The sequence below is a fragment of the Micromonospora sp. NPDC049047 genome (genome assembly GCF_040649135.1).
GTDB lineage: Bacteria > Actinomycetota > Actinomycetes > Mycobacteriales > Micromonosporaceae > Micromonospora.
On the sequence record NZ_JBEZEY010000028.1, the window covers coordinates 40,583 to 62,557 of the forward strand.

The 21,975-nt window shown below is 69.7% G+C and carries 25 protein-coding genes; 16 read left to right on the plus strand and 9 right to left on the minus strand.

All coding sequences use genetic code 11. The features are described from left to right. Positions 1–6: 6 nt before the first annotated feature. Positions 7–315 (minus strand): hypothetical protein, encoded by a 309-nt coding sequence (locus tag AB0B86_RS30015; protein ID WP_357412090.1) that lies wholly within the window; start codon positions 313–315, stop codon positions 7–9. On the opposite strand from AB0B86_RS30015, the gene AB0B86_RS30020 reads away from it, so the two are divergent. Then, on the plus strand, positions 314–1,297 hold the full coding sequence (locus tag AB0B86_RS30020; RefSeq protein ID WP_357412091.1) for a YafY family protein: 984 nt from the start codon (positions 314–316) through the stop codon (positions 1,295–1,297). The two genes, AB0B86_RS30015 and AB0B86_RS30020, sit on opposite strands and share 2 nt — an antisense overlap. A gap of 345 nt (positions 1,298–1,642) precedes the next feature. On the opposite strand, the gene AB0B86_RS30025 is transcribed toward AB0B86_RS30020, so the two are convergent. Continuing rightward, complete coding sequence (locus AB0B86_RS30025; protein WP_357420254.1) at positions 1,643–2,362, minus strand: ABC transporter permease; 720 nt, start codon at positions 2,360–2,362, stop codon at positions 1,643–1,645. Between the two features lie 27 nt (positions 2,363–2,389). Next, positions 2,390–3,271, minus strand: coding sequence for an ABC transporter ATP-binding protein (locus AB0B86_RS30030; RefSeq protein WP_357420255.1), 882 nt, complete (start codon positions 3,269–3,271; stop codon positions 2,390–2,392). A gap of 107 nt (positions 3,272–3,378) precedes the next feature. Between AB0B86_RS30030 and AB0B86_RS30035 the strand changes: the two genes are divergently transcribed. The 3 genes from AB0B86_RS30035 (at position 3,379) to bla (ending at position 6,285) form a co-directional block, all read left to right on the plus strand. Then, positions 3,379–4,521: a histidine kinase gene (locus tag AB0B86_RS30035; RefSeq protein ID WP_357420256.1), complete on the plus strand. Its 1,143-nt coding sequence runs from the start codon at positions 3,379–3,381 to the stop codon at positions 4,519–4,521. Next, on the plus strand, positions 4,518–5,120 hold the full coding sequence (locus tag AB0B86_RS30040; protein WP_357412095.1) for a response regulator transcription factor: 603 nt from the start codon (positions 4,518–4,520) through the stop codon (positions 5,118–5,120). The genes AB0B86_RS30035 and AB0B86_RS30040 overlap by 4 nt, the downstream gene beginning before the upstream one ends. A 259-nt stretch (positions 5,121–5,379) precedes the next feature. Further along, positions 5,380–6,285, plus strand: coding sequence for a class A beta-lactamase (bla, locus tag AB0B86_RS30045; protein ID WP_357412096.1), 906 nt, complete (start codon positions 5,380–5,382; stop codon positions 6,283–6,285). 183 nt (positions 6,286–6,468) lie between these two features. On the opposite strand, the gene AB0B86_RS30050 is transcribed toward bla, so the two are convergent. Both AB0B86_RS30050 and AB0B86_RS30055 read right to left on the minus strand, forming a co-directional pair. Continuing rightward, on the minus strand, positions 6,469–7,389 hold the full coding sequence (locus tag AB0B86_RS30050; protein WP_357412097.1) for a serine hydrolase: 921 nt from the start codon (positions 7,387–7,389) through the stop codon (positions 6,469–6,471). After that, positions 7,386–8,297, minus strand: a complete 912-nt coding sequence (locus tag AB0B86_RS30055) for a LysR family transcriptional regulator (RefSeq protein ID WP_357412098.1) — start codon at positions 8,295–8,297, stop codon at positions 7,386–7,388. The genes AB0B86_RS30050 and AB0B86_RS30055 overlap by 4 nt, the downstream gene beginning before the upstream one ends. A gap of 344 nt (positions 8,298–8,641) precedes the next feature. Between AB0B86_RS30055 and AB0B86_RS30060 the strand changes: the two genes are divergently transcribed. Together AB0B86_RS30060 and AB0B86_RS30065 are read left to right on the plus strand one after the other, a co-directional pair. Beyond that, the gene (locus AB0B86_RS30060) at positions 8,642–9,145 is read left to right on the plus strand and encodes a hypothetical protein (protein ID WP_357412099.1); all 504 of its coding nucleotides are present in this window, start codon (positions 8,642–8,644) and stop codon (positions 9,143–9,145) included. A gap of 61 nt (positions 9,146–9,206) precedes the next feature. Then, a complete protein-coding gene (locus AB0B86_RS30065; RefSeq protein WP_357412100.1) occupies positions 9,207–9,362 on the plus strand; it encodes a hypothetical protein in 156 nt (51 codons plus the stop codon). Positions 9,363–9,581: 219 nt separating this feature from the next. On the opposite strand, the gene AB0B86_RS30070 is transcribed toward AB0B86_RS30065, so the two are convergent. Continuing rightward, positions 9,582–10,175 (minus strand): DUF4240 domain-containing protein, encoded by a 594-nt coding sequence (locus AB0B86_RS30070; RefSeq protein ID WP_357412101.1) that lies wholly within the window; start codon positions 10,173–10,175, stop codon positions 9,582–9,584. A 223-nt stretch (positions 10,176–10,398) separates the two neighbouring features. On the opposite strand from AB0B86_RS30070, the gene AB0B86_RS30075 reads away from it, so the two are divergent. Beyond that, positions 10,399–10,806 carry a nitroreductase family deazaflavin-dependent oxidoreductase gene (locus tag AB0B86_RS30075; protein WP_357412102.1) on the plus strand — a complete coding sequence of 136 codons (408 nt, stop codon included), beginning with the start codon at positions 10,399–10,401 and terminating at the stop codon, positions 10,804–10,806. Between the two features lie 562 nt (positions 10,807–11,368). Here the strand turns inward: AB0B86_RS30075 and AB0B86_RS30080 are convergent. Continuing rightward, positions 11,369–12,274, minus strand: coding sequence for an FAD-dependent oxidoreductase (locus AB0B86_RS30080; RefSeq protein ID WP_357420257.1), 906 nt, complete (start codon positions 12,272–12,274; stop codon positions 11,369–11,371). Positions 12,275–12,453: 179 nt separating this feature from the next. Beyond that, the gene (locus tag AB0B86_RS30085; protein ID WP_357412104.1) at positions 12,454–12,657 is read right to left on the minus strand and encodes a hypothetical protein; all 204 of its coding nucleotides are present in this window, start codon (positions 12,655–12,657) and stop codon (positions 12,454–12,456) included. A 3-nt stretch (positions 12,658–12,660) separates the two neighbouring features. On the opposite strand from AB0B86_RS30085, the gene AB0B86_RS30090 reads away from it, so the two are divergent. The 9 genes from AB0B86_RS30090 (at position 12,661) to AB0B86_RS30130 (ending at position 21,162) form a co-directional block, all read left to right on the plus strand. After that, entirely contained in the window at positions 12,661–13,704 is a 1,044-nt protein-coding gene (locus AB0B86_RS30090) for a PQQ-binding-like beta-propeller repeat protein (RefSeq protein WP_357420258.1), read from the plus strand. Between the two features lie 444 nt (positions 13,705–14,148). Beyond that, positions 14,149–15,192 (plus strand): aromatic ring-hydroxylating dioxygenase subunit alpha, encoded by a 1,044-nt coding sequence (locus tag AB0B86_RS30095; protein ID WP_357412105.1) that lies wholly within the window; start codon positions 14,149–14,151, stop codon positions 15,190–15,192. Beyond that, positions 15,189–15,407: a hypothetical protein gene (locus tag AB0B86_RS30100; protein ID WP_357412106.1), complete on the plus strand. Its 219-nt coding sequence runs from the start codon at positions 15,189–15,191 to the stop codon at positions 15,405–15,407. Before AB0B86_RS30095 ends, AB0B86_RS30100 begins: the two co-directional genes overlap by 4 nt. After that, positions 15,404–16,357 carry a PDR/VanB family oxidoreductase gene (locus tag AB0B86_RS30105; RefSeq protein WP_357412107.1) on the plus strand — a complete coding sequence of 318 codons (954 nt, stop codon included), beginning with the start codon at positions 15,404–15,406 and terminating at the stop codon, positions 16,355–16,357. Before AB0B86_RS30100 ends, AB0B86_RS30105 begins: the two co-directional genes overlap by 4 nt. A gap of 30 nt (positions 16,358–16,387) precedes the next feature. Further along, positions 16,388–17,149, plus strand: coding sequence for an IclR family transcriptional regulator (locus AB0B86_RS30110; RefSeq protein WP_357412108.1), 762 nt, complete (start codon positions 16,388–16,390; stop codon positions 17,147–17,149). A 112-nt stretch (positions 17,150–17,261) separates the two neighbouring features. After that, entirely contained in the window at positions 17,262–18,188 is a 927-nt protein-coding gene (locus AB0B86_RS30115) for an SDR family NAD(P)-dependent oxidoreductase (RefSeq protein ID WP_357412109.1), read from the plus strand. 37 nt (positions 18,189–18,225) lie between these two features. Further along, complete coding sequence (locus AB0B86_RS30120) at positions 18,226–19,107, plus strand: amidohydrolase family protein (protein WP_357412110.1); 882 nt, start codon at positions 18,226–18,228, stop codon at positions 19,105–19,107. 17 nt (positions 19,108–19,124) lie between these two features. Then, positions 19,125–19,577 carry a MaoC family dehydratase gene (locus AB0B86_RS30125; RefSeq protein ID WP_357420259.1) on the plus strand — a complete coding sequence of 151 codons (453 nt, stop codon included), beginning with the start codon at positions 19,125–19,127 and terminating at the stop codon, positions 19,575–19,577. A 55-nt stretch (positions 19,578–19,632) separates the two neighbouring features. Continuing rightward, on the plus strand, positions 19,633–21,162 hold the full coding sequence (locus AB0B86_RS30130) for a long-chain fatty acid--CoA ligase (protein ID WP_357420260.1): 1,530 nt from the start codon (positions 19,633–19,635) through the stop codon (positions 21,160–21,162). Here the strand turns inward: AB0B86_RS30130 and AB0B86_RS30135 are convergent. Next, entirely contained in the window at positions 21,086–21,973 is an 888-nt protein-coding gene (locus tag AB0B86_RS30135; protein WP_357412113.1) for a PaaX family transcriptional regulator C-terminal domain-containing protein, read from the minus strand. The two genes, AB0B86_RS30130 and AB0B86_RS30135, sit on opposite strands and share 77 nt — an antisense overlap. Positions 21,974–21,975 lie beyond the last annotated feature (2 nt).

Consider the following 21,975-nt stretch of genomic DNA (forward strand, 5'->3'; position numbering starts at 1 on the left):
CTGCTGTCAGATGCTCACGAAGGCCAGGATGAAGGCGTAAATGGTGACCCCGAGCGTGACAACGGTGAACTCTTGTGAGGCCGCGACGAAATCCGTCACCCGAAGCCCGGGTCCGGCGACGGCGAAGAAAATGGTGCCGAGGGCCGCGACGCCGAGGCTCGCGCAGTGGCATCGAGCAGGTTCATGACCATGGCCGCGAGGAAAGTAACGAGTCCGAGCCAGCGCCCCGGTGGTGCCTTCGTGTTGTCCATGTCGCAGACTCTGGCAGCGAAGTAGGAACATCCGTTTCCTACTGGGGTGGAAAACTTCCGGCATGTTGGAAACATCGGCGCGGTTGCTCCGGCTGCTGTCCCTGCTGCAAACCCCACGCAGGTGGAGCAGCACCGAGCTGGCCGAGCGGCTGAACGTGACCACCAGAACCGTGCGCAACGACGTCGAGCGTCTCCGCGCTCTCGGCTACCCGGTGCACGCCACGTTCGGCACCGACGGCGGCTACCGCCTCGCCGCTGGCGCAGTCCTCCCGCCGCTACTGCTCGATGACGAGGAAGCCGTCGCCATCGCCATCAGACTGCGTACCGGCACGCCGTCCGTAGCCGGCATCGAGGAATCCTCCACACGGGCCTTGGCGAAACTCGAACAAGTGCTGCCAGCCCGGCTGCGTAACCGAGTCAACGCGCTGCAGACCTACAGTGTCGCCGTCTCGGCAGGCGACGACGATCACCGGGTTGCCGCGACGGCGCTCAGCGAGATCGCCGCAGCGTGCCGAGACCGGCAACGACTGCGCTTTGACTACCGCTCCCACGACTCCTCAGAGTCTCGCCGTGAGGCCGAGCCCTACCGCCTGGTCAACTGGGGGAGACGCTGGTACCTCGTCGGTTGGGACATCCAGAGGGAAGATTGGCGTACCTACCGCGTCGACCGTATGACCTTGCGTCTACCGCACGGACCTCGGTTTCTCGCCCGGCCGCTGCCGGACCCGGATGTTGGCGCATACGTCATGCGCGGGATCGGTCGAGCCGTGTGGCGACACCGGGCGACAATCATCGTGCACTTGCCCGCCGAAGTCGTCGTTGAAAGACTCCCACCAGCAGTAGGGCCCGTCGAATTTATCGGTAGAGATCGCTGCAGGGTGCGCACAGGATCTGACAACCTCGAGCAACTCGCTGTCTGGTTCGGTCTGCTCGGCGCCGACTTCGAGGTCATTGAGCCGCCGGAGCTCCTCAATCACCTCAGGACGCTGGCCGACAGGTATCGACGCGCCGCCGGCGACACACCGAGCACCACCCGTGCCGACTGACCCCCTGCACCGACCACGGTTCGAGCCGGGACAACGCGCTCCGGGCAGCACCACCAAGATCCGCGCCGAGCTAGATTGGCGACCCCGATCCGAGGACGTGCGGGCCGAACACCCACCGCCAGTCGGGCGCAGGAGACTGTCCGACGACGGGTGGCCCGCGACGCTGCCGACCCGCCCTCGGTCCGTCGTGGTCAGGTGCTCGCCGAGGGCGAGGTCCGCGAGGACGGCTCCACCCAGGACGTAGAAGAGGGTGTTCTACCCGGCGATCGGTCGTCCCGGATTCGGGTTGGAACAGAAGCAGGAGGAGATCTTCGGCGAGGGTCGGGGCGTGCGTGGGGTCGCTGGTCATCGGCGGGGCTCCCAACGGAAGAGTCGGGTGGCGAGGTTGACGGCGATGACGACCCAGCCGAGCGTGGGCGCGAGCAGGAGCAGGGAGTCGGTCACGGCGACGCCGCCGTTCCAGGCGTTCATGATGAGTTCGGTGGCCGAGCCGCCGGGCAGCAGCCGTTTGAGCCAGGCGAGGTTCTCGGTGCCGGAGATGCCCACCCAGGTGGTCACGGCGATCAGACCGAGAGTAACGGGCAGGGTGGTGACCTGCGCGTGCTCCGGGGAGCTCGTCAGCCCGGCCGTGGCCAGCGCCAGGCCGATCAGCATGGCCAGTGTCGCGAGGATCGCCACCACCAGCAGGGCGACGTTCGACGGTCCGCCGGCGACCACGGCCAGGGCGGTCAGGATCGCGGTCACCTGCACCGCCGCGATGACGAGTACGGGCAGCAGCAGGCCGGCGAGGATGCCGGGGTCGCTCGCGGTGGTGGAGCGCAGCCGCTTGAGGAAGAGGTTCTGCCGCCGGGACGCCAGCGTGGTGACGGCCGTGGCGTAGAGGCCGAACGCGGCCACTGTGAACGTGACGATCGCGGCGATGTAGCCGAGGCTCCCGAGGGCGGCGTACGTCTCGTGCTGACGCACGAAGAACACGCTGACCGCGACCGGGATGATGAGGCTGGTGATCAGTATCAGTCGGTTGCGGAAGATCTGGATCAGCTCGCTGGACGCGATGGACAACACGGGTGAGGCTCCTTCGGGATGAGCGGATCAGGTGCTGATGGCGCGGAAGACGTCGTCGAGCCGGGTCGGCCCGGCCGTCAGGTCGTGCAGTTCCACTGCGTGGTCCTGCGCCCAGCCGAGCAGGAGGTGTAGGTCCTTCTGCAGCTCGAAGGACTCGACGGTGACCTTCCCGTCGGCGTTCACGTCGGCCTTCAGCGGAACCGGCGGCACCGGCGTGGCGAGGGAGAAGCGGATCACGCCGGGGAGGGTGCGGGTCAGCTCGGAGACGGTGCCCTCGCGGTGGAGGGTGCCCTGGTGCATGAGCCCGATCCGGTCGGCGCGCTGCTGTGCCTCCTCCAGGTAGTGCGTGGTGAGAACGATCGTGGAACCGTTCTCCCGGAGCCGGTCAACTGTTGCCCAGACGGCGTCGCGGGACTGGATGTCGAGGCCGGTGGTCGGCTCGTCCAGGAAGATCAGCTCCGGGGTGCCGTAGGCCGCGGTGGCGAAGTCGAGCCGCCGCTTCTCCCCGCCGGACAACTGCGACACCCTGCGGCCGGCGCGGTCGGTGAGGTCGACCAGGTCGAGTACCCGGTCGACGTCGTCGGCGCGGCGGGTGAGCCGACCGACCAGACCGACGGACTCGCGGACGGTGAGGTCCGGGGAGAATCCGCTCTCCTGGAGCATGACGCCCATCCGGGGACGAACCGACCGTCGGTCGGTGGGGCTGTGCCCGAAGACGCGTACGGTGCCCGAGGTGGGTTTCCGGTGTCCCTCGACAACTTCCAGGGTCGAGGTCTTTCCGGCTCCGTTGGTGCCGAGCAGTGCGTAGAGCTCTCCGGGCCGGACCGCGAAGGTGAGGTCCTTCACGGCGTGGAAGTCGCCGTAGGTGAGGTTCAGCCGTTCTACGTCGATGACGGGTGTGGTGGACATGCGCCAATGACAGCGCGGGCGCGGCGGTTCCGTCAGTGGCACCATGTCATCACCGCAGGTGACGTGGTGTCACTGGTAGCGGCCTCCCGCTGCCCGATACTGGTCTGGTGACCGCCAGCTCACAGCGCTTCACCGAGTCGACGCAGGGCAGGCTGCGCCGGCTCAACCTCGCCACGTCGCTACCCCCTGTGGTGTTCGCCGCGGTGGTCCTGCTCTACGCCGACGTGCGTAGCTGGTGGCACCTGGTCATCCTGGCGCCGGGCGCCGCGGCGGCGCTGGTGGCCTTCGAACGATGGACGGCGAACGACCTTGCCAGGGTCGTGCTGCCCTGCCTGGTCGTGGCCGCAGTGGTGTGGCCACTGGGGGTCCTGGTGAGCGGCAGCCCCAACGCCTACTGGGGGTTCTGCGCGGTGGGCTCCCTCGCCATGCGCGAGGTGCGACGGCACCGGAAGTGGGCGCTGGCCGGGCTCTTCACCTACGTCGCCGCCGTCGGCGCGGCGCGGCTGCTGGTGCAGCGGGACGACATTGGTCACGTCCTGCTCACCTACGTCCTCGTCCCGACCGTCCTCACCATCGTCGTGACGATCTTCACCATCGTGGGCGAGCGGTTCTTCGACCTCATCCGGGAACTCGAACAGACCCGGGAACGCGAGGCCGAACTCGCGGTGATGCGGGAACGTGTCCGGTTCGCCAGCGACCTGCACGACATCCAGGGGCACACCCTGCACGTCGTCAAGCTGAAGATCGCCCTGGCGCAGCGCCTGCTGAGCGGTGACACCGCTCGGGCGGAGAAGGAGCTGGGGGAGACGTACGCGCTGGTCAGCGACACCATCGCGCAGACCAAGGAGTTGGCGTACGGCCAGCGGCGGCTGAACCTCACCGCGGAGATCGAGAACGCGAAGAACCTGTTCGAGGCCGCCGGCATCCGGGTCCGGGTGACCCGGGAGGGCGAGGTCGACGCCCGCGTCAGCGAACTGCTCGGGCAGGTGCTCCGCGAGACCACCACCAACATCCTGCGCCACGCGCAGGCCACCCAGGTGCAGATCACGCTCGCCGCGTCGGGCATCACAGTCGTCAACGACGGCGTGTCCGCCGCCTCGCCCCCTGAGCTGAGGGGACTGGCGGCACTCCGGCAGCGGGTGACGGGCGACGGAGGGGAGCTGATCGTGGAACAGCAGCAGGGACGGTTCCGGACGGCGGCGACGTTCCCTGTCACGCGTGCCGGCGCGGACCGGAGTGACGGCCGATGACCACCATCGTGCTCGCCGACGACGAGGCGCTGCTGCGTACGGCCCTGGCCGCGTTGTTGCCGATGGAGGGCGACGTCACCGTTCTCGCCGAGGCGCAGGACGGCCGGACGGCCGTCGAGGCCACCCTGCGGCACGAGCCCGACGTGCTGGTCATCGACCTGGAGATGCCGGGCGTGGACGGCCTCGGCGCCGTCGCCGAGATCCGCCGCGTACGACCCGAGCAGGTGGTCCTCATGCTGACCCGGCACGCCCGCCCCGGCGTGCTGCGCAAGGCGTTGAAGCTCGGTGTCCAGGGCTTCGTCAGCAAGTCGGCCGAACCGGCCCACATCACCTCGGTGATCGCCACCCTGCATGCCGGGAAACGCTGGATCGACCCGGACGTGTCGGCGCTCGCCGTCACCGAGGACAACCCCCTCACCGACCGCGAGGCAGACGTGCTGCGGGTGACCGGCCAGGGCTACTCGGTCGTCGACATCGCCGCCCGCCTCCACCTCGCCCCGGGCACCGTCCGCAACTACCTCTCCAACGCCATGCGCAAGACCCAGACCCGGACCCGCCACGAGGCGGCCCGCTACGCCCGCGAACACGACTGGCTGTGATCGGCGGCCGGCCGGTCCGCTCCGGGCGCGACCACCCACACCGATCCGATGGACCGAGAGGATGACGCGTTCCGCGCCGACGGTCCCTTCGCGGGACCGGGTCGGGTTGACCGGTGTGGCGGGCACTGGAGGGCGATGCCGGATCGGCATGAAGGCGGCGGCTTCTGTCTTCGATCGCATGCCGGATCGCTGCCAGGTTGGAGTCCTGTCCGACCGGCGCCGCCCGGCGTCGGACCCACGGCACCGACAGGGAGCGATCATGATTTGGGCGACACGACGTCTGGTGGCGGTGGCGACAGTGGTGTCAGTGGCCGCCTGCGGCCCCGCCGACGCCGCCGAACCACCGACACCCGACCGTACGGCGACGGCCACCGCGTCCACCACCGCCGACGCGAACCCCGAGTTCCGGCGACTGGAGCAGAGGTTCGATGCGCGGCTGGGGGTCTACGCGATCGACACCGGGACCGGTCGCACCGTGCGGTACCGGGCCGACGAGCGGTTCGCGTACACGTCGACGTTCAAGGCGTTGGCCGCTGCCGAAGTTCTCGACGAGACCACCGACGCCGAGATGGACCGGGTGGTCCGGTACTCGGCGGACGACCTGGTGACCTACTCGCCGATCACGGAGCAGCACGTCGCCGAGGGCATGACACTGCGCGCCATCGCCGACGCGGCGGTGCGGTACAGCGACAACACCGCCGGCAACCTGCTGTTGCGCCAGCTCGGCGGACCGCAGAAGTTCGAGAAGGAACTGCGCGAGGTGGGGGACAAGGTCACCGATCCGGCGCGCTACGAGACCGAGCTCAACGAGGCGAGGCCGGGTGATCGGCGGGACACCAGCACCGCGGCGGCCCTGGCCGAGGATCTGCGGGCGTACGCAGTGGGAGACGCCCTCGAACCGGCGGACCGCGACGTGCTCACCGGTTGGTTGAAGGGCAACACCACAGGCGGTGAGCTGATCCGCGCCGGTGTGCCCGACGGCTGGGTCGTGGGGGACAAGACCGGCGCCGGTGGCTACGGCACCCGCAACGACATCGCGGTGATCTGGCCCCCGGACCGTGCGCCGATCGTCCTCGCGGTGCTGTCCAGCCGCGACCAGAAGGACGCCGACTACGACGACGCCCTGATCGCCCAGGCGGCCGAGGTCGCCATCACCGCGTTGTGACGGCCTGTCGACCCGCCCTCAGGCGGCGGGCTCGCCTCCTGCACCAGTGTGGATCGAGGTTGCCCAGAATGCCCCTGCGTAGGCACGAGGACCGCCGCAGCTGAGCTACCTGCTCGCGGTCGACGGCAAGACCGCGCTCGCCACCAGGTGCGAGCGGCGAGCCCGGACCATCAGCTACGCCCGCTAACTCCACCAGGGCAGGGTGCCCGTCCGCAGGTGGTCGTGCAGGCTCCGGGCGACCTGGGCCATCGTCGCCTCGCTGCCGGGCTGTGCGACGGCGGGCACCCGGGAGGCGGTGAGGGCGACTATCGCGTACGACTGCCCGTCGGCATGATCCACCACTCCCATCTCGTGTCGCAGGTGCAGCAGGGTGCCGGTCTTGGACGACCAGCGGGACGCGTCGGAGGTGAAGTCGGGTGCGAGTCGCTGCCGGTGCAGGTTGTCGGCCATCAGCGCGCGTACGCGGGCGGCGGTGCTCTCGTGGATCGTCGAGGGCCGCCACAGGGCGTGCAGGAGGTCGACGAAGGCCCGCGCCGGCCCGGCGTTGGCGCGGGTGACGTCGAGCTGGGCGACCGGATGGCCCTGCCCGGGGGTCGCCGCGCCGATGGCGAGGGAATGCGCCAGGTGCACGTCGTCGGGGCCGAGGCGTTCCGCCGGCGTCTCGGCGAGGTCGCCGACCCGGCCCCGCACGGTGATGCCCTCGATCCGCAGTCGCCGCAGCTCCGCGGCGACCGCGGCCGGCGGGACGAGGTCGAACAGGGCGTCGGCGGCGACCCCGTCGCTGACCGCGGTGCTCAGGTAGAGCAGGTCGTCCACGGAGACCCGCGCGGGATGGCGGAAGCGACTGAGCCCGGTCGGGCCGGGCGTGGTGATCCGACCGGGCGCGACGTCGACCGGCGTCGCCGGGTCGAGTTCCCCGCGCCCGACCCGCTCCAGGACGGCGACCGCCAGCGGCACCTTGACCAGCGACGCCGACGGGTACGGGGTGTCGGCGTCGAAGCCGATCTCCTGGCCGGTGTCGAGGTCGCGGACGAGGAAGGCACCCCGCAGTCCTGCCTCATCCAGCAGGTCACGCGCGTTGCGTACGACGGCGGTGGCGCTCATCCGGCATCTCCTGTCGGGCGGGCGCCGGGTGCGGCGTACCCGATCGCGCCCAGGCATCGCGCGACCTCCGCGTGCAGGACGGTGCGGAGGTGGGCGAGATCCTCGCGTACGCCGGCGGCGACGTCGTAACCCCGCAGGAGCTGTGGGTCGGCGAGAGGGCACCAGTGCAGGGAGAAGTCCTCGGCCTGCTGACGGGAGCAGAGCAGCAGGTCGGGGGAGCCGAGGGCCGCCGCGGCGGCGTCGACCAGGGATGGCGCGACCGACACCTGGGCCGGTGCCAGACCGGCCGACTGGCCGGCGCGGGTCAGCGGGTCCCGTAGGTGCGCGACGTCGTCCTCGGGCTGAATCAGGATCCGTCGGCGCGCCTGGGCGCGGGCCCGGCCGCTGCGCAACGTCTCCAGGAACACCGTCGGCGCCGGGAAGGGAGTCCGGGCGGCCAGCCCGAGCGGCACCCGCCAGGGCGCCATCGCCTCCGGCACCGCCACGATCCCGGCGCCGACCTCAAGCGTCTGGCAGAGCCGTTCGCGCTCCTGAGGGCCGGCCGGCCGCACCTCCAGGTGGATCCGCTGCCGTCGGGCCGCGACCACCAGGGCGGCGAGGCGGTGCGGCGGGCAGATCTCGGGTACGGCGACCCGCAGCGGCCGTAATCGGGCCCGCTCGGCGTCGTCGGCCATGGCGTCGGCGAGGTCGACAAGGCGTCGCGCCGTCGGCAGCATGTCCTGCCCGAAGGGGGTCAGCCGGACCGCGCGGGAGGTCCGATCGAACAGCCGCGACCCGAAGTGCTCCTCCAGGGCGGCGATGCGGCGGCTGGCCACCGACTGGGGGATCCTCGCTGCGGCGGCACCGGAGGTGAAGCTGCCGTGGCCGCTGACGGCGACGAAGGCCCGACACGCGGCGACGATGTCCATCCACCGAATCTATACACGGAACACATGGACAGGGCCACAGGGATCAAGATGGGCATCGTTCGTCGGTCGGTCCTAGTGCCATGACCACGAACGTTGACGGTGTCGGGGTCAGGCTGCTCGGGTGGCGGGGTGGCCTCAGTGTCGTTGGCGTTCGATGCGGGCGCGTTCGCGGCGTTGGGCGGCCAAAACGTCGGGGTGGCGGGCGTTGGCGTTGCGCCAGCGTAGGTAGGCCTGCAGCCGACGGGTCAGGACGGCGTGGTTGGGATGGTGGACGCGGCCGTACCGAAACCACAATCTCGGGGCGGGTGAGCATCAGAAATGATCACGGAGGTACATTGACCGGCATGGCAGTGCCACTCGCGGTACATCGCGCGTTGGTCTGCGTGCAACACGGCCAGGTGCTGGTCAGCGACGCAGGAGGCGGCGACCTGGCAGGCCTCGACGACTCGTGGGACGACGCAGTCGAATTCGGGCGCTTCGTGGGCGCCGCCGACGGCATCGTGAACATCGTGACTCCCCGCGCGGACAGCAGCGGCACACCATTCACCGTCGAGGAATGGGCCGACGAGCCGCCGGACGACCGACACGACTGGGATCACGAAGTCGACATCGACATCGACGTGCCGAGCGGGAAGCTGGAGCTATTCATCACGACCGGCGAGATAGAAGACGGCAGCGTCCGCCTCACCAAGGCCGGCCCGTGCCGGCTGCGGGTGTCCGCCCGTTTCCCGGAGGCTGGCGACGACGACTCCGCCGACGTGTACCGGCTACGGATATGGCTGCGCACCGCCGACACGCCGCCGCAGCTCCGGCAGGCCTGGCCGCACTGGCCCAGCGTCCGGTCATGACACCACCGAACACGCCTCACCCGACTCGCCGCCGACGGCGGCTCGCTCCTGGACGGCCATCGTGACCGTCGCGCTGAGCGGCTGCGCCCGCGAGTATCACCCCCAGGTCCGGCCGGCCCGCCCCGACGATCCCGCCGTTGCCGACACCGTCGCCTTCGGCGTCCTCGTCGGACAGGTCCGCGTCTACGGATACCAGCGCTTCCACTTTCTGAGGTAGCCCTAGGATGAGGATTGGGCCCCGGGTCGTACACCTCAAGCTGGCGCACCGGCCGGCCGTCCTCCACGGTCCCGAGGTAGTACGTCGCGTAGCCCCCAGATGCCGAACCCGTCGCCCCGCGATTTGTTCCACCGACGACAGAGGTAAGGGCTTACCACGAAAGGATCCTGTCCTGGCTTGGCCGCGCCGTCTCCAAGCACCGTGGCGCAGCTGCCGAGATCAATTCTCGCCAGGGTCGAGGAACAGCTCAGCCAGTCGGGGTAGCCGACGCCGCATCTCGTCATCGTTGTCGAAGTCGAAGTCCTCACCCATGTCGGGAACGTGCGCTTCGTCGATGCTGACCGTGACGTGTTGGCGGGCCTTCATCGCGTCGTAGAAGGCATCGTCGTCGCCACCCGTGGCCTGCTCGTAGGCCTCGCTGGCGACGTAGTTCACCGACTCGGCGAACAGCGCGCCGTCGTCTTCCTCGGCCGCCGCTTGTCGTACCACGGGATGGTCAGCCAGTCCGTCGGGAGAAGCTAGGACTCGTTCGTACCACTCGCGCCCGAGCGCGATGACTCCCGCCCGGAAATCGATGAAGCTGTCGTCCGAGCATCCTCCGCCGATCAGGTACGCAGCCGCCCACACGTCCCAGCGATAGAGGGCGTCATGGAGCTGATCGAACAGCTCCTGGAACTCGAGGATGCCCTCCGGTGATGTTGCGGCCAATCGCGTCACCAGCGCTGCGGCAACGGCCTCACCGTCGTCGCCGGTCCGCCCGTCGAGACCCGCCCCGGCCGACTCCACGACCGCCCAAAACTCGTCAACGTCCACGGCGCGAGAGTCTCCCACTGAGGACCGACACAACTCATGCCTGTCGACCCGGGCACCAGTCGCGAGCAGCGCCAAGGCATTCCTGACCCTGGCATCGGCTCATGCCGCCGAGCGTCACGCGCTGCCACAGGTGGATTGTTGGTACGTGGTGCTCGCGGTGTCACGCCCCGGTTGAGACTGTCAGAATCACGTTTGAGTCGGTGCGCGGAGGCAAGGAGAAGGCATGAGCGACTGGAACGACAAGATCATCACTGAGTTTCGCGCTAACGGTGGGCAGGTCGGCGGTCAGTTCGCTGGCGCGCCGCTGCTGCTGTTGCACACTGTCGGTGCCAAGAGCGGCCAGCCTCGCGTGAACCCGATGATGTACCAGAAGCTGGACCACGGCTACGCCGTGTTCGCGTCCAAGGGCGGTGCGCCCGCCAATCCCGACTGGTACTACAACCTGCTCGCTCACCCGCAGGCACAGGCGGAAATCGGCACGGACAAGGTCGAGTTGGTCGCCAGAGTTGCCACCGGCAACGAGCGGGAACGGATCTGGAGCGCCCAGAAGGCCGCGTATCCAGGCTTCGCCGACTACGAGCAGAAGACCACCCGCCAGATCCCAGTCGTCGTACTGGAACCTGTGCCGTAGGCAGAGATGGCACACCTTATTGGTCGCCGGTGCGAGCCGCGCCGCTGATCCACAGGCAGTAGGGCGGCGTCCGCTCATACCGATGAGCGGACGTCCTGGGGTCCGTTGGCGTGTTACTGCCCCCACCCTGCCGGCGGCTCCACGCTCTCGCAGGTCAGAGTGGGTGGAGGGGCTCCTTGTGCGAAGGTGACCGCTATGGGGTTTGCCTGGGGAAGGCCGGCTGGAAGGTCAGCAGGCGGGTGGCCAGGATCGGCTGGAAGAGATGCCGGAGCAACTGGCGCAAGTGCGGCTCGTGAATTGGTAGCGAAGGCTACAAGGCCGACTTCGCCGCTACCATCGGCGGCGACTGTGACAATCTCAAGACGGCAGGCAGGCCGATTCTGGCGTGACCGTACCCACGACTGGGGAGCGAGAAGATACAACGGCATGTGCGCCAAGCTCAACCAGTGGACCCGCGGGCTGTCGCGGTCCTCGTGTCGCGGCGTCTCCTACCGACGGAGCTGGGCATGGTGAAACAGTCCAACCCGTGGAGGCGACTGCTCATCGCCGGTCTGATGCTTCTCTACACCGGTATCCGCACGCCCGACGTTCTCGCCGAAAGAAGCTGGCGATCGTGGGCCGTCCTGCCGGTGCTCCTGGCTGTTCTCTGGTTATTTGTGAGGGCGCTGCGCGATGTCGTGGTGAGGCGGGGCCGCACTTCCGCTGACCGGGACGCTGCTGCCTGACATCCCCGGGTACGGCGGCTGGGGGGCAGACACTGCCCGCCCCAGCCGAAGCGGGGCTGCTCGGTCGTATGGGGCCGTGGTGAAGGATCGGGCCACCATCGGCTGGTTGAGCCGCCCCGGCTCTTGTAGAGACCTCCCCCGCTCGGGAAGAAGCGAGAGATGGCTGGCACGTCGAGCACTGTCACACCAAGCCTGGCCAGCCGCTTGGCGACCGAGCGCCGGCCCCGCGCGTGCAGATACGGGCCCAGCACCTCGCCGCAGACCAGGGTCACGGTACGGCCCGCCTCCGCCAACTCCGCGGCGGTCTCGATGCCGGTCGGACCCGCGCCGACCACCGTCACCGGGGCCGTCGTCGACGCGGCGGCGACGACCGACCGCAGCCGCTGCGCCTGCTCCAGGCTGGCAATCGGGTAGGCGAACTCGGCCGCTCCGGGCACGTCCGGGCCGGTGCTGCCACTGCCCACCGCATACACCAGGTAGTCGTAGGCGACCGTGCCGCCGGCCGCCAACGTCACGCTGCGCCCGGCCGCGTCGATCCGGGTCACCGTGTCGACCACCAGCCGGACGCCCCCGGCCAGGACCTCCCGGTAGTCGACGACCGCGCCGTCGGACCCGCCCACCACCTGGTGCAGGCGAATCCGTTCGACGAACGTCGGGCGAGGATTGATCAACGTGACGGCCACATCGTCGCGCTGCGTCAGGCGATTGGCTGCCATGACACCGGCGTACCCGCCGCCGATCACGACCACATCAGTCTTCCCACTCATCGCCGCTCCTCCGTCTCAAGGGGTTCGGCCTCAAGACACCGCGTCACCGACGGCGCTGACAGGATGTGAGGTAAACCACTTCACAGGGCGAGGCTCGACCCGCGGACTCCTCACGGGTCGGCTGGAGGGCAGCGTGCCAGCGGGTCGTTGGGCTATCACGGATGCGTATGCGGTAGCCCTAGATCCCGCTGCCCGGGTGCGACCTTCTCGATGGTCGACCAGAACAGCCCGGCCAGCGCGCGGGCCAGGCCCTCGCGGGTGACGTCTTCGGTTTCACCCTGCCGGCGGGTGATGTGGTCGATGATCAGCTGCCGGATCTCGATCGTGGGCTCGTGCGCGACACTAGGCTCGTGGATCAACCGATGAAGGTGCTGTGGTCACGGCTTCTGCACCTGCGTTCGAGCCCGGGGGCGTTGGCCGTCGCGTCCGGTGCGCTCGTCGTAGCGGAGCGACACTCGCGGTTGGTTCGCCTGGACCCTCAAACCGGAGCGCCGTTATGGGCGCAGAACGTTGAGGACTGCTGGGGCACCACTGTTGTCGCGGGGGACCGCTGTCTCTACCTGAGTCAGGCTGGTGTCCTACATTGCTTCGACCTGCACAGCGGGCAGCGGACGTGGTCGGCACCGAAACTGCGCCTGCGCCACTACGTCAGCGTTAGCGGATCCGTCGCTTTCCTGGGCGGGTGGCGCGGCTACCGTCCGCTGATGCGGGTGGATCTGGCGAACGGCGAGCTTCTTCCGGGCCCGTTCCCGGGACCCGCGTCGGACAGCAGCCTGGCCTGGCCGCTGCCCGTCCGAATGGACCCGGATCGGGGCGGCACGGCCGACGCGATGCTCATCGCGACTGCCAAACAGGCAGCACTGCTGCTGTTGGACGCTCGGACCGGCGTTACCAAACGTGAGTGGTCGCTGCCAGCGCCGGTGCGCTTTCCCGACTCCGGCGTCGCCTTCAGCCCCAGCCAGGACGGCCGCATCGTCTTCCTCAGCGGTAGGCGCACCGTCATGGCCCTGCATCCCGCCAGCGGCATGGAGATCCTGTGGCGCCACGACCGTGACCTGCCACCGCTGCCACCGCTCCTCACCGGCCGGACGCTCTGGCTGGCCGACGACACCGGCGTCACGATCATCGACCTCGACCGCAGTGCCTGTACAGAGGTGACGCATCTCCCGCACGGTGCTACCAGTGGGGGCGTCCCCGTCTCCGGCGGCGCACTCTTCGCCCGCGCCGGGAACCAACTCATCATGGTGAACCGGGCCGGGGAGATCGCCGCTTGCGTGCGACTGCCAGCACGCATCGATCGGCTACTTCCTGACGGTCGATTTCTGGTACACACCATCGGCAAAGGCCACCTCACCACGATCGACATCTCGACCACGCCGACGACAGCCCTCTCGGTTCCTGGCTGACCGCACCGAATGCGGCAGACGAGCGTCGCACGGAGGTGCCGTCGACACCGCACGCGAGGCGAGTCACATGTGCTTGTGAGGTTCGATGCCCTCTGGGTCGGTCGGCGGCGACGATGAGGCAGTCGTGATCACCGTCTGCTTTTGCCGCTGTCCGGCAAATTCCTGGTTGCGCTGCCGTTGCTACCTGTGCGGAGCACTGCCGAGGTTCACGTCCGACACGATAACCCCACCGATTCACCTCGGGATTGGCTGACGGGCTGCCCCGGCTATGGCTCGTGTGCCCCCAGACGCCCCGGTGTGGCTGCCGTGCCGCCGGTACGGCAGCCACACCGTCACGTGCGACAGCCCGGCCTTTCACTCAGTGAAAGCTCCGGTTCCCCAGTGGGGACACCGCACGGGACGATCCGGCTCCATCGACGTCCGTCGGCATGGAGGTCCGGTCGCATGGCATTCGCGCGTAACCAGTGGTATGTGGCCGCCTACGGCGGTGAGGTGGGCCGGAACCTGCTCGCCCGGACGGTGCTCGGTGAGCCGCTGGTGCTGTACCGCACCAACGCCGGGCAGGCGGTGGCGCTCGCTGACCGGTGCGTACACCGGCGCTTCCCGCTGTCGGAGAGCCGGCTCGACGGCGACACGATCGTCTGCGGCTACCACGGCTTCACGTACGATCCGACCGGCGCCTGCGTCTTCGTACCCGGTCAACAACGCATCCCGCGCACCGCGCGGGTGGTCTCCTTCCCGGTGGTCGAACAGGACTCCTTCATCTGGGTCTGGATCGGCGACCTGGACCGGGCCGATCCGGCTGCGATTCCCCGCGCACCGTGGCTGGCCGACCCGCGCTACGCGGTGGTGCGGGGCATGGCGCCACTGAACGCACGGTACGGCCTGCTGGTCGACAACCTTCTGGATCTGTCCCACGAGACCTATCTGCACGGCGGTTACATCGGCACGCCGGAGGTGGCGAACACCCCGATCACCACCGCTGTGGACGAGGACCGGGGGATCGTCTACGTCAGTCGGCACATGGACGACGCCGAGTGCCCGCCGTTCTACGCGCGCTCGACCGGGATCCAGGGCCGGATCACCCGGTGGCAGGACATCGAGTACCACCCGCCCTGCCTCTACCTGCTGCACAGCCGGATCGCGCCGCAGGGTGTCTACCCGCCCGCCGAGGGTGAGGACCGCGAAGCGTTCCACGCCGAGATCGTGTACGCCATCACCCCGTCGACGGAGCACACCACCTATGACTTCTGGGCGGTGGCGCGGGACTTCGCGATCGACGACGAGTCGGTCAGCGAGTACCTCCACCACAGTAATCACACAGTTGTCATGCAGGACGTGACAGCCCTCAACATCCTGGAGCAGGTGATCGCGACCGAGCCGGACCGGTATCAGGAGTTGAGCATCAACATCGACACCGGTGGCCTGGCCGCCCGGCGGCTGCTGGCGCGGATGGTCGGGTCGGGGACGGTGGGAGCGGCGCGATGAGCTCCGGGGCAGGCTCCCGCACCGGGGACCGGGTCTACCGGATCCACTGGGTGCCGGGCACCGACATTCTGCGCGGGATCTGTCACTGCGGGGCCGAGCGTCGCACCGAGGAGCCTGTCGAGTTGTGGGAGTGGCTGCTCGGCCACCCGCAGGACCACAAGGGTGCGGCCGGGCCGGTGCCCGGACCGGCGAGGCGGCTGGCGATGCGCGAGTGACTGTGGACGTGCTGACCGGTGTCGAGCTGGTGGTCGCCGGTCGTGATCAGGTGGCGGCGGAGGTGGTGGCGATCCGCCTCTGTCGCGCGGACGGCGGTGAGCTGCCCGAGTGGACCCCGGGCGCGCACATCGACCTGGAGTTGGACGCCGGGCTGGCCCGTCAGTACTCCCTCTGCGGTGACCCGGCGGAGCGGTCCGTCCTGCGGATCGCGGTGCAGCGCGAACCGAACGGGCGTGGCGGCTCCCGGCTGGCGCACGAGCGGCTCACCGTCGGCGCGACCGTCCGGGTGAGCGGGCCACGCAACACCTTCCCGCTGCTCGCGGCACGCCGCTACCTCTTCATCGCCGGCGGCATCGGTATCACCCCCATCGCACCGATGGTCGCCGCGGCCGACGCCGCGGGCGCCGACTGGCGGCTGGTGTACGGCGGACGCAGCCACGCCACAATGGCCTTCGCCACCGCCCTGCGGGAAAGGTACGGCGACCGGGTGAGCCTGCACCCGCAGGACGAGACCGGCCTGCTCGACCTGGCCGGGTTGCTGGGCCGGCCCGGCACCGGGCTCGTCTACTGCTGCGGCCCGGAACCACTGATCACGGCGGTCGAGGAGCACTGCCGCGACTGGCCAACGGGCTGCCTGCACGTCGAGCGTTTCACCGCCAGTGGCGACACCGGCGCGCCGGAGACGACGATCGAGGTCGAACTCACGCTCTCCGGGCGGACGGTGACAGTGCCGCCGGGCACGCCGATCCTGCAAGCGGTGGAGGAGGCCGGGGTCCAGGTCCTCTCGTCCTGCCGGGAGGGCACCTGCGGCACCTGCGAGACGCCGGTGCTCGCCGGTGTGCCGGAGCATCGCGACAGCCTGCTCACCGCCGAGGAGCGGGCCGCCGGGGACACCATGATGATCTGCGTCTCCCGGGCCCGTACGCCCCGACTCGTGCTGGAGCTGTGAGCGCCCGGCGTAAGCGGGGATGATGACGGGGTGCGCGCAGAAGCGGGACGGTCGGTGACGAGCAAGGTGCTGGCGTTGCTCGACGCGTTCAGCCCGGCCACCCCGGCGTTGACCCTGAGCGAGCTGGCGCGTCGCACCGGAATGCCACTGCCCACCGTGTACCGGCGGGCCGCGGAGCTGGTCGCGTGGGGGGCACTGGAGCGTGGCGACGACGGGCGGTACCGGATCGGTCTGCGGCTGTGGGAGGTGGGCTCGCTCGCACCCAGGGGCCTGGGGCTGCGGGAGCTGGCCCTGCCGGTGATGGAGGACCTGTACGAGGTGACCCACGAGAACGTCCAGCTCGCGGTCCGGCAGGATCTCGAACTCGTCTTCATCGAACGGATCGCCGGGCGACACGCGGTGCCCGTGCTCACCCGGGTGGGGGGTCGCTTCGCGCTGCACGCGACCGGCGTCGGGCTGGTCCTGCTCGCCCACGCACCCGCCGAGGTCCAAGAGCAGGTGCTGGCCGCGCCGCTGGAGCGGTACACCGAACTGACCATCACCGACCCGAAACGGCTGCGTCGCTGCCTCGCCGAGGTACGACGGGTCGGCTACGCGGTGAGCGACCGTCAGGTCACCATGGACGCCCTCTCGGTGGCCGCGCCGATCCGCGTACCGGAGGGTGTGGTGGCGGCGATCTCGCTTGTGGTTGCCCACGACCGGGCGGACCCGGTGGCGTTGGCGCCGCTGGTCCAGGCCGCCGGCCGGGTGGTCTCCCGGGCGCTGAGCAACTCCACCCGCCCAGCCGTCTGATGTAGACAGACTGCGGATCGTTGACGCCCGATCAAATTCTGCATTACGTTGCTGGTGCGCGTGTTACTCCCCACCCTCGTGCGCGGACCGGCATCGACGAACGGGAGCACTCATGTCACTGGACGGCAAAGTCGCCATCGTCACCGGCGCCGCGCGGGGTCTCGGCCTCGCCTACGCGCAGGAGTTGGCGCGGCGGGGCGCCTCGGTAGTGCTCAACGACGTCGACGCCGAGGCCACCGCCGACGCCGTGGCGACTATCGAAACGTCGGGAGGTCGGGCCGTCGCGGTGGTCGCACCGGTCGGCCCGACCGAGACCGCGAAGGAACTCGTCAGCACGGCTGTCGAGCACTTCGGACGGCTGGACATCCTCGTCACCAACGCCGGCGTGCTGCGCGACACGGTGCTGTGGAAGATGAGCGACGACGACTTCGACACCGTCATCAACGTGCACCTGCGTGGCACGTTCACCACGGTGCGCGAGGCGGTGCAGCACATGCGGCAGGCCGGCGAGGGTGGTCGGATCATCTGCGTCGGATCGCCCACCGGGCAGCGGGGCACCTTCGGCCAGACCAACTACGCGGCCGCCAAGGCGGGCATCGTCGGCATGGTCCGGACCTGGGCGCTGGAGCTGAAGCGGGCCGGCATCACCGCCAACGCCGTCGTCCCGGTCGCCGCGACCGCGATGACCGCCACCGTTCCCTACTTCGCGGCGGCGGTGCGGGCCGAGGCGAACGGCGAGCCGATGCCCGCGTTCTTCCGACACGAACTGGGATTCGGCACGGCGGACGACGTGGCCGGGCTTGTCGCGTTCCTCGGTTCCGACGCGGCGGCCTCGGTGACCGGTCAGGTGATCGGTGTCGGCGGGGACCGCCTGCAGATCTGGACCCACCCGGAGGCGGCGCTGACCGCGCACCGCGAAGGCGGCTGGACGTACGACGCGCTGGTGGAGGCCTGGCCGACGACGTTCGCCGGTGCCGCGCAGAGTGTCGGTGAACGATTCCCGAAACTCCCCGAGGAGTTCGAGACAGCGCCGTCCTGACCCGCCCGCCCCGACCGCCCGACGGAGGTTGGCCCCCATGTACCAGCCCGCGATCGACCTCGACGACGTCACGGCGATCGACATGCACGTGCACATCGAGGTCGACGACCACGGTCACACCTCACTGCCCGAACCGCTGGTGGCAGCGGCGTCGGCGTACTTCAAGACCGACGGCCCACGGCCCGCGGTCGACGCCGTGGCGCGGTACTACCGCGAGCGGCACATGGCGGCGGTCGTCTTCACAGTGGACGCGCGTACCCAACTGAAGCATCAGCCGCTGTCGAGCAGCGACATTGCCCGCGCGGCGGCCGAGCACGCCGACGTGCTCATCCCGTTCGGGTCGGTCGACCCGCGCACCGGGGGAGCGGCGGTCGAACTCGCCGACCGGTTGATCCGGGAGGAGGGCGTACGCGGCTTCAAGTTCCACCCCACGGTGCAGGGCTTCGACCCCAGCCACGACGAGTACGCGCCGCTGTGGGGCCTGCTGGAACGGGCCGGCCTCCCGGCGCTCTTCCACACGGGGCAGACCGGCATCGGCGCGGGTACGCCGGGCGGCTACGGCCTGCGCCTCGGCCTGTCGAACCCGATCCTGCTCGACCCGATCGCTGCCGACTTCCCCGACCTCCAGATCATCATGGCCCACCCGTCGGTGCCCTGGCAGGACGAGGCGTTGTCGGTGGCCACGCACAAGCACAACACCTGGATCGACCTGTCCGGCTGGAGCCCGAAGTACTTCCCGGCCGAGCTGGTGCGCTACGCGAACTCGCTGCTGAAGCGGCGGGTGCTCTTCGGCACCGACTTCCCGATGCTCACCCCGGACCGGTGGCTTCGCGACGTGCAGGCCACCGACCTCAAGCCGGACGTGCTCCCGGGCATCCTGAAGGACAACGCGGCCCGACTGCTGGGCCTGGCCCGGTGACGACGAGAGGAAACGCCATGACGACGACCATCACCTACGACCAGCTCGGTGACCTCGCCGGCACCGATCTCGGCCACACCGGGTACCGCACTGTCACCCAGGACCAGGTGGACCTGTTCGCGGACGCCACGGACGACCACCAGTGGATCCACGTCGACCCGGAGCGGGCGAAGACCGGCCCGTTCGGCGCACCGATCGCGCACGGCTTCCTCACCCTCTCCCTGGCGGTTCCCTTCTGGACCGAACTGCTCGAGGTCAAGGGCGTGACCACGAAGGTGAACTACGGCCTCGACAAGGTGCGCTTCCCCGCCCCGGTAGTGGTCGGAGCGCGGGTGCGGATGCGGGCCACTGTCGTCGAGGTCGTCGAGGTCCGCGGCGGCTACCAGCTCGCCGTCGACCAGACGATCGAGATCGAGGGAGGGGCCAAGCCGGCGGTCGTCGCGCGCGGGCTGTACCGCTTCTACGCCTGATCCCGGGGGCATCCGTCGAGCCGGGTGAGCACACCACCTCCACCCCAGGAGATTGATGATGCACCAGCACGGAATTGGCGCCTGGTTGGCCAAGCGCCGGCTCAAGTCCCCGGACCAGATCGCGATCATCCACGGCGACCGGTCGCCCATGACGTACCGCCAGTTCGCCGACGCCGCGGACCGGATCTCGACGGTCCTGCGGGAGCGGGGTGTCGGCAACGGCGACTCCGTTGCCTACCTGGGCGAGAACAGCCCGGAACTCCTCCAGGTGATGTTCGGGGCGGCGCAGCTCGGGGCGGTCTTCGTGCCGGTCAACACCCGGCTCGCCGCACCCGAGATCGGCTACGTTCTCGCCGACTGTGCCGCGCGGGTGCTGATCCACGACCCGGACTTCGCGGTGCCGGTGGCCTCCGCCGCGGCGACCGCCGGGACCCCGTACGTCATCGTCAACGGTGCGGGCAGCGCGGACCGGCCCGGGCTGGCCCACCTGGCCCGGGCCGCCGTCACCCCGTTCACCGACCACGCCGACACCGCCCACGAGGATCCGGCGGCGATCATCTACACCTCGGGTACGACCGGCCGGGCCAAGGGCGCGGTGCTGACCCACGGCAACCTCACCTGGGTGGCGCTCAACTGTGTTGTCGACTATGACGTCGTCTCCACCGACGTCGCCCTGATGATCTCGCCGCTGTTCCACGTCGCCTCGCTCGGGATGGGCGCCCTGCCCGTCATCCTCAAGGGCGCCACGATGGTCATCGAGAGGGGCTTCGAGCCGGGCCGCGCGCTCGCGCAGATCGAGCGGCACGGGGTCACCATGCTCAGCGGCGTGCCGACCACCTACCAGCTGCTGGCCGACCATCCTGCCTGGGCGTCGACCGACCTGTCGACGTTGACGAAGCTCACCTGCGGAGGTTCGGCGGTGCCGGCCCGCATCCTCAACGCGTACGAGGCGCGGGGCCTGTCGTTCTCCCAGGGTTACGGAATGACCGAGGCCGCGCCGGGCGCCACCGCGCTGCCGCCCACGATGACCCGCGTCAAGCAGGGCAGTGTCGGCCTGCCGCACTTCTTCACCGACGTGCGGATCACCGATGCGGCAGGTGCGGTGCTGCCCGCGGGCGCTGTCGGTGAGATCGAGGTGGCCGGTCCCAACGTCTTCCCCGGCTACCACGGGTTGCCCGAGGCGACCGCCGAGGCGTTCACTGCCGACGGGTGGTTCCGCTCCGGCGACCTCGGCCACCTGGACGCCGACGGGTACCTCTACATCTCCGGCCGCCTCAAAGACATGATCATTTCGGGGGGCGAGAACATCTACCCGCTCGAAGTCGAGCAGCTGCTCACCGAGGTCGACGGGGTGACCTCGGCGGCGGTCATCGGCGTGCCGGACGAGCGTTGGGGGGAGGTGCCGTGGGCGATCGTGACAGTCCGGGAGGGGGCGTCCGTGGACACCGCCACCGTGCGGGCCCGCCTGGACGGCAGGATCGCGCGCTACAAGCTCCCGAAGAACGTCGTCATCGTGGACGAGTTGCCGCGGACGGCGTCGGGGAAGGTGCGGAAGGCCGATCTGCGGACCCGGTTCGGCGCCTAGTCGCCGGCCGGGCCGCGACGAGTTCGGCGAATTCCGCAGCGGACGCCTCGGCCAGCTCGTCGTGCATCCGGCGGTAGGTCCGCACCGATCTCGCGGCGGGCCATTCCGCGTCCATGAACTCGGCCGGCAGCCTCGGGTCGGCGCGCAGCAGCGCGAGCCAGTCCGCCACGAGCATGGTTCGTACGGTCAGCGCGCTCGGCGCCATCGTCAGTGCGGACGGGTCGTCCCACACCTCGATGAAGGCGAGGTGCGCGCGTCGGATCGCCTCGATGTCCCAGGCAGCGCGCACGCTCTCGCCGATCGGGAAGCCGGCGAGTTCGCGGGCGTGGAAGGCGACCACTGTGTTGGGCGCGAGGTCCTGCCGCAGCCGCTCCAACGACCCGGCGAGGTCGACCTCGCCGGGCGCCAGCCAGAGCCCGTCCCGCAGCGGCGCGAAGCCCTCCCAGGTGAGGGTCGAACGCAGCCGGTGCCGCAGCATCCGCTGGCCCTCCGGGATCGAGAAGGTGACAAGGGTCCACCCGCTGCCCTGCGGGTCGAACGGCCGCGGCCCGCGAACGCGGCACGTCGCCTCGCGCAACACCGCGGCCCCGTGCTCGGTGAGTGAGAAGAGCGTCTCCCGGCCGCTCCTCCTGCGGGCGAGGATGCCGCTGTGTACGAGACGGTCGAGGGTCGCGCGGGTGGCCGGCGCGGCGACGTCGGCGCCTTCCAGCACGTTGATCAGGGCGCTCGCCCGGATGGGTCCCGTGGCGGCGTCGACGACGTGCTCGCCGAAGAAGGCGAGCAACAACTGCTTCGGCTGACGACTACCCACAG

Excerpts from the sequence above, each read along its gene's own strand:
- AB0B86_RS30115 (WP_357412109.1), top strand. The coding sequence starts at position 17,262 with ATGTCACTGGACGGCAAAGTCGCCATCGTCACCGGCGCCGCGCGGGGT.
- AB0B86_RS30050 (WP_357412097.1), bottom strand. The coding sequence starts at position 7,389 with ATGAGCGCCACCGCCGTCGTACGCAACGCGCGTGACCTGCTGGATGAG.
- AB0B86_RS30125 (WP_357420259.1), top strand. The coding sequence starts at position 19,125 with ATGACGACGACCATCACCTACGACCAGCTCGGTGACCTCGCCGGCACC.
- AB0B86_RS30030 (WP_357420255.1), bottom strand. The coding sequence starts at position 3,271 with ATGTCCACCACACCCGTCATCGACGTAGAACGGCTGAACCTCACCTAC.
- AB0B86_RS30100 (WP_357412106.1), top strand. The coding sequence starts at position 15,189 with ATGAGCTCCGGGGCAGGCTCCCGCACCGGGGACCGGGTCTACCGGATC.
- AB0B86_RS30040 (WP_357412095.1), top strand. The coding sequence starts at position 4,518 with ATGACCACCATCGTGCTCGCCGACGACGAGGCGCTGCTGCGTACGGCC.
- AB0B86_RS30060 (WP_357412099.1), top strand. The coding sequence starts at position 8,642 with ATGGCAGTGCCACTCGCGGTACATCGCGCGTTGGTCTGCGTGCAACAC.
- AB0B86_RS30090 (WP_357420258.1), top strand. The coding sequence starts at position 12,661 with ATGAAGGTGCTGTGGTCACGGCTTCTGCACCTGCGTTCGAGCCCGGGG.
- AB0B86_RS30015 (WP_357412090.1), bottom strand. The coding sequence starts at position 315 with ATGCCGGAAGTTTTCCACCCCAGTAGGAAACGGATGTTCCTACTTCGC.
- AB0B86_RS30130 (WP_357420260.1), top strand. The coding sequence starts at position 19,633 with ATGATGCACCAGCACGGAATTGGCGCCTGGTTGGCCAAGCGCCGGCTC.
- AB0B86_RS30095 (WP_357412105.1), top strand. The coding sequence starts at position 14,149 with ATGGCATTCGCGCGTAACCAGTGGTATGTGGCCGCCTACGGCGGTGAG.
- bla (WP_357412096.1), top strand. The coding sequence starts at position 5,380 with ATGATTTGGGCGACACGACGTCTGGTGGCGGTGGCGACAGTGGTGTCA.
- AB0B86_RS30055 (WP_357412098.1), bottom strand. The coding sequence starts at position 8,297 with ATGGACATCGTCGCCGCGTGTCGGGCCTTCGTCGCCGTCAGCGGCCAC.
- AB0B86_RS30075 (WP_357412102.1), top strand. The coding sequence starts at position 10,399 with ATGAGCGACTGGAACGACAAGATCATCACTGAGTTTCGCGCTAACGGT.
- AB0B86_RS30120 (WP_357412110.1), top strand. The coding sequence starts at position 18,226 with ATGTACCAGCCCGCGATCGACCTCGACGACGTCACGGCGATCGACATG.
- AB0B86_RS30020 (WP_357412091.1), top strand. The coding sequence starts at position 314 with ATGTTGGAAACATCGGCGCGGTTGCTCCGGCTGCTGTCCCTGCTGCAA.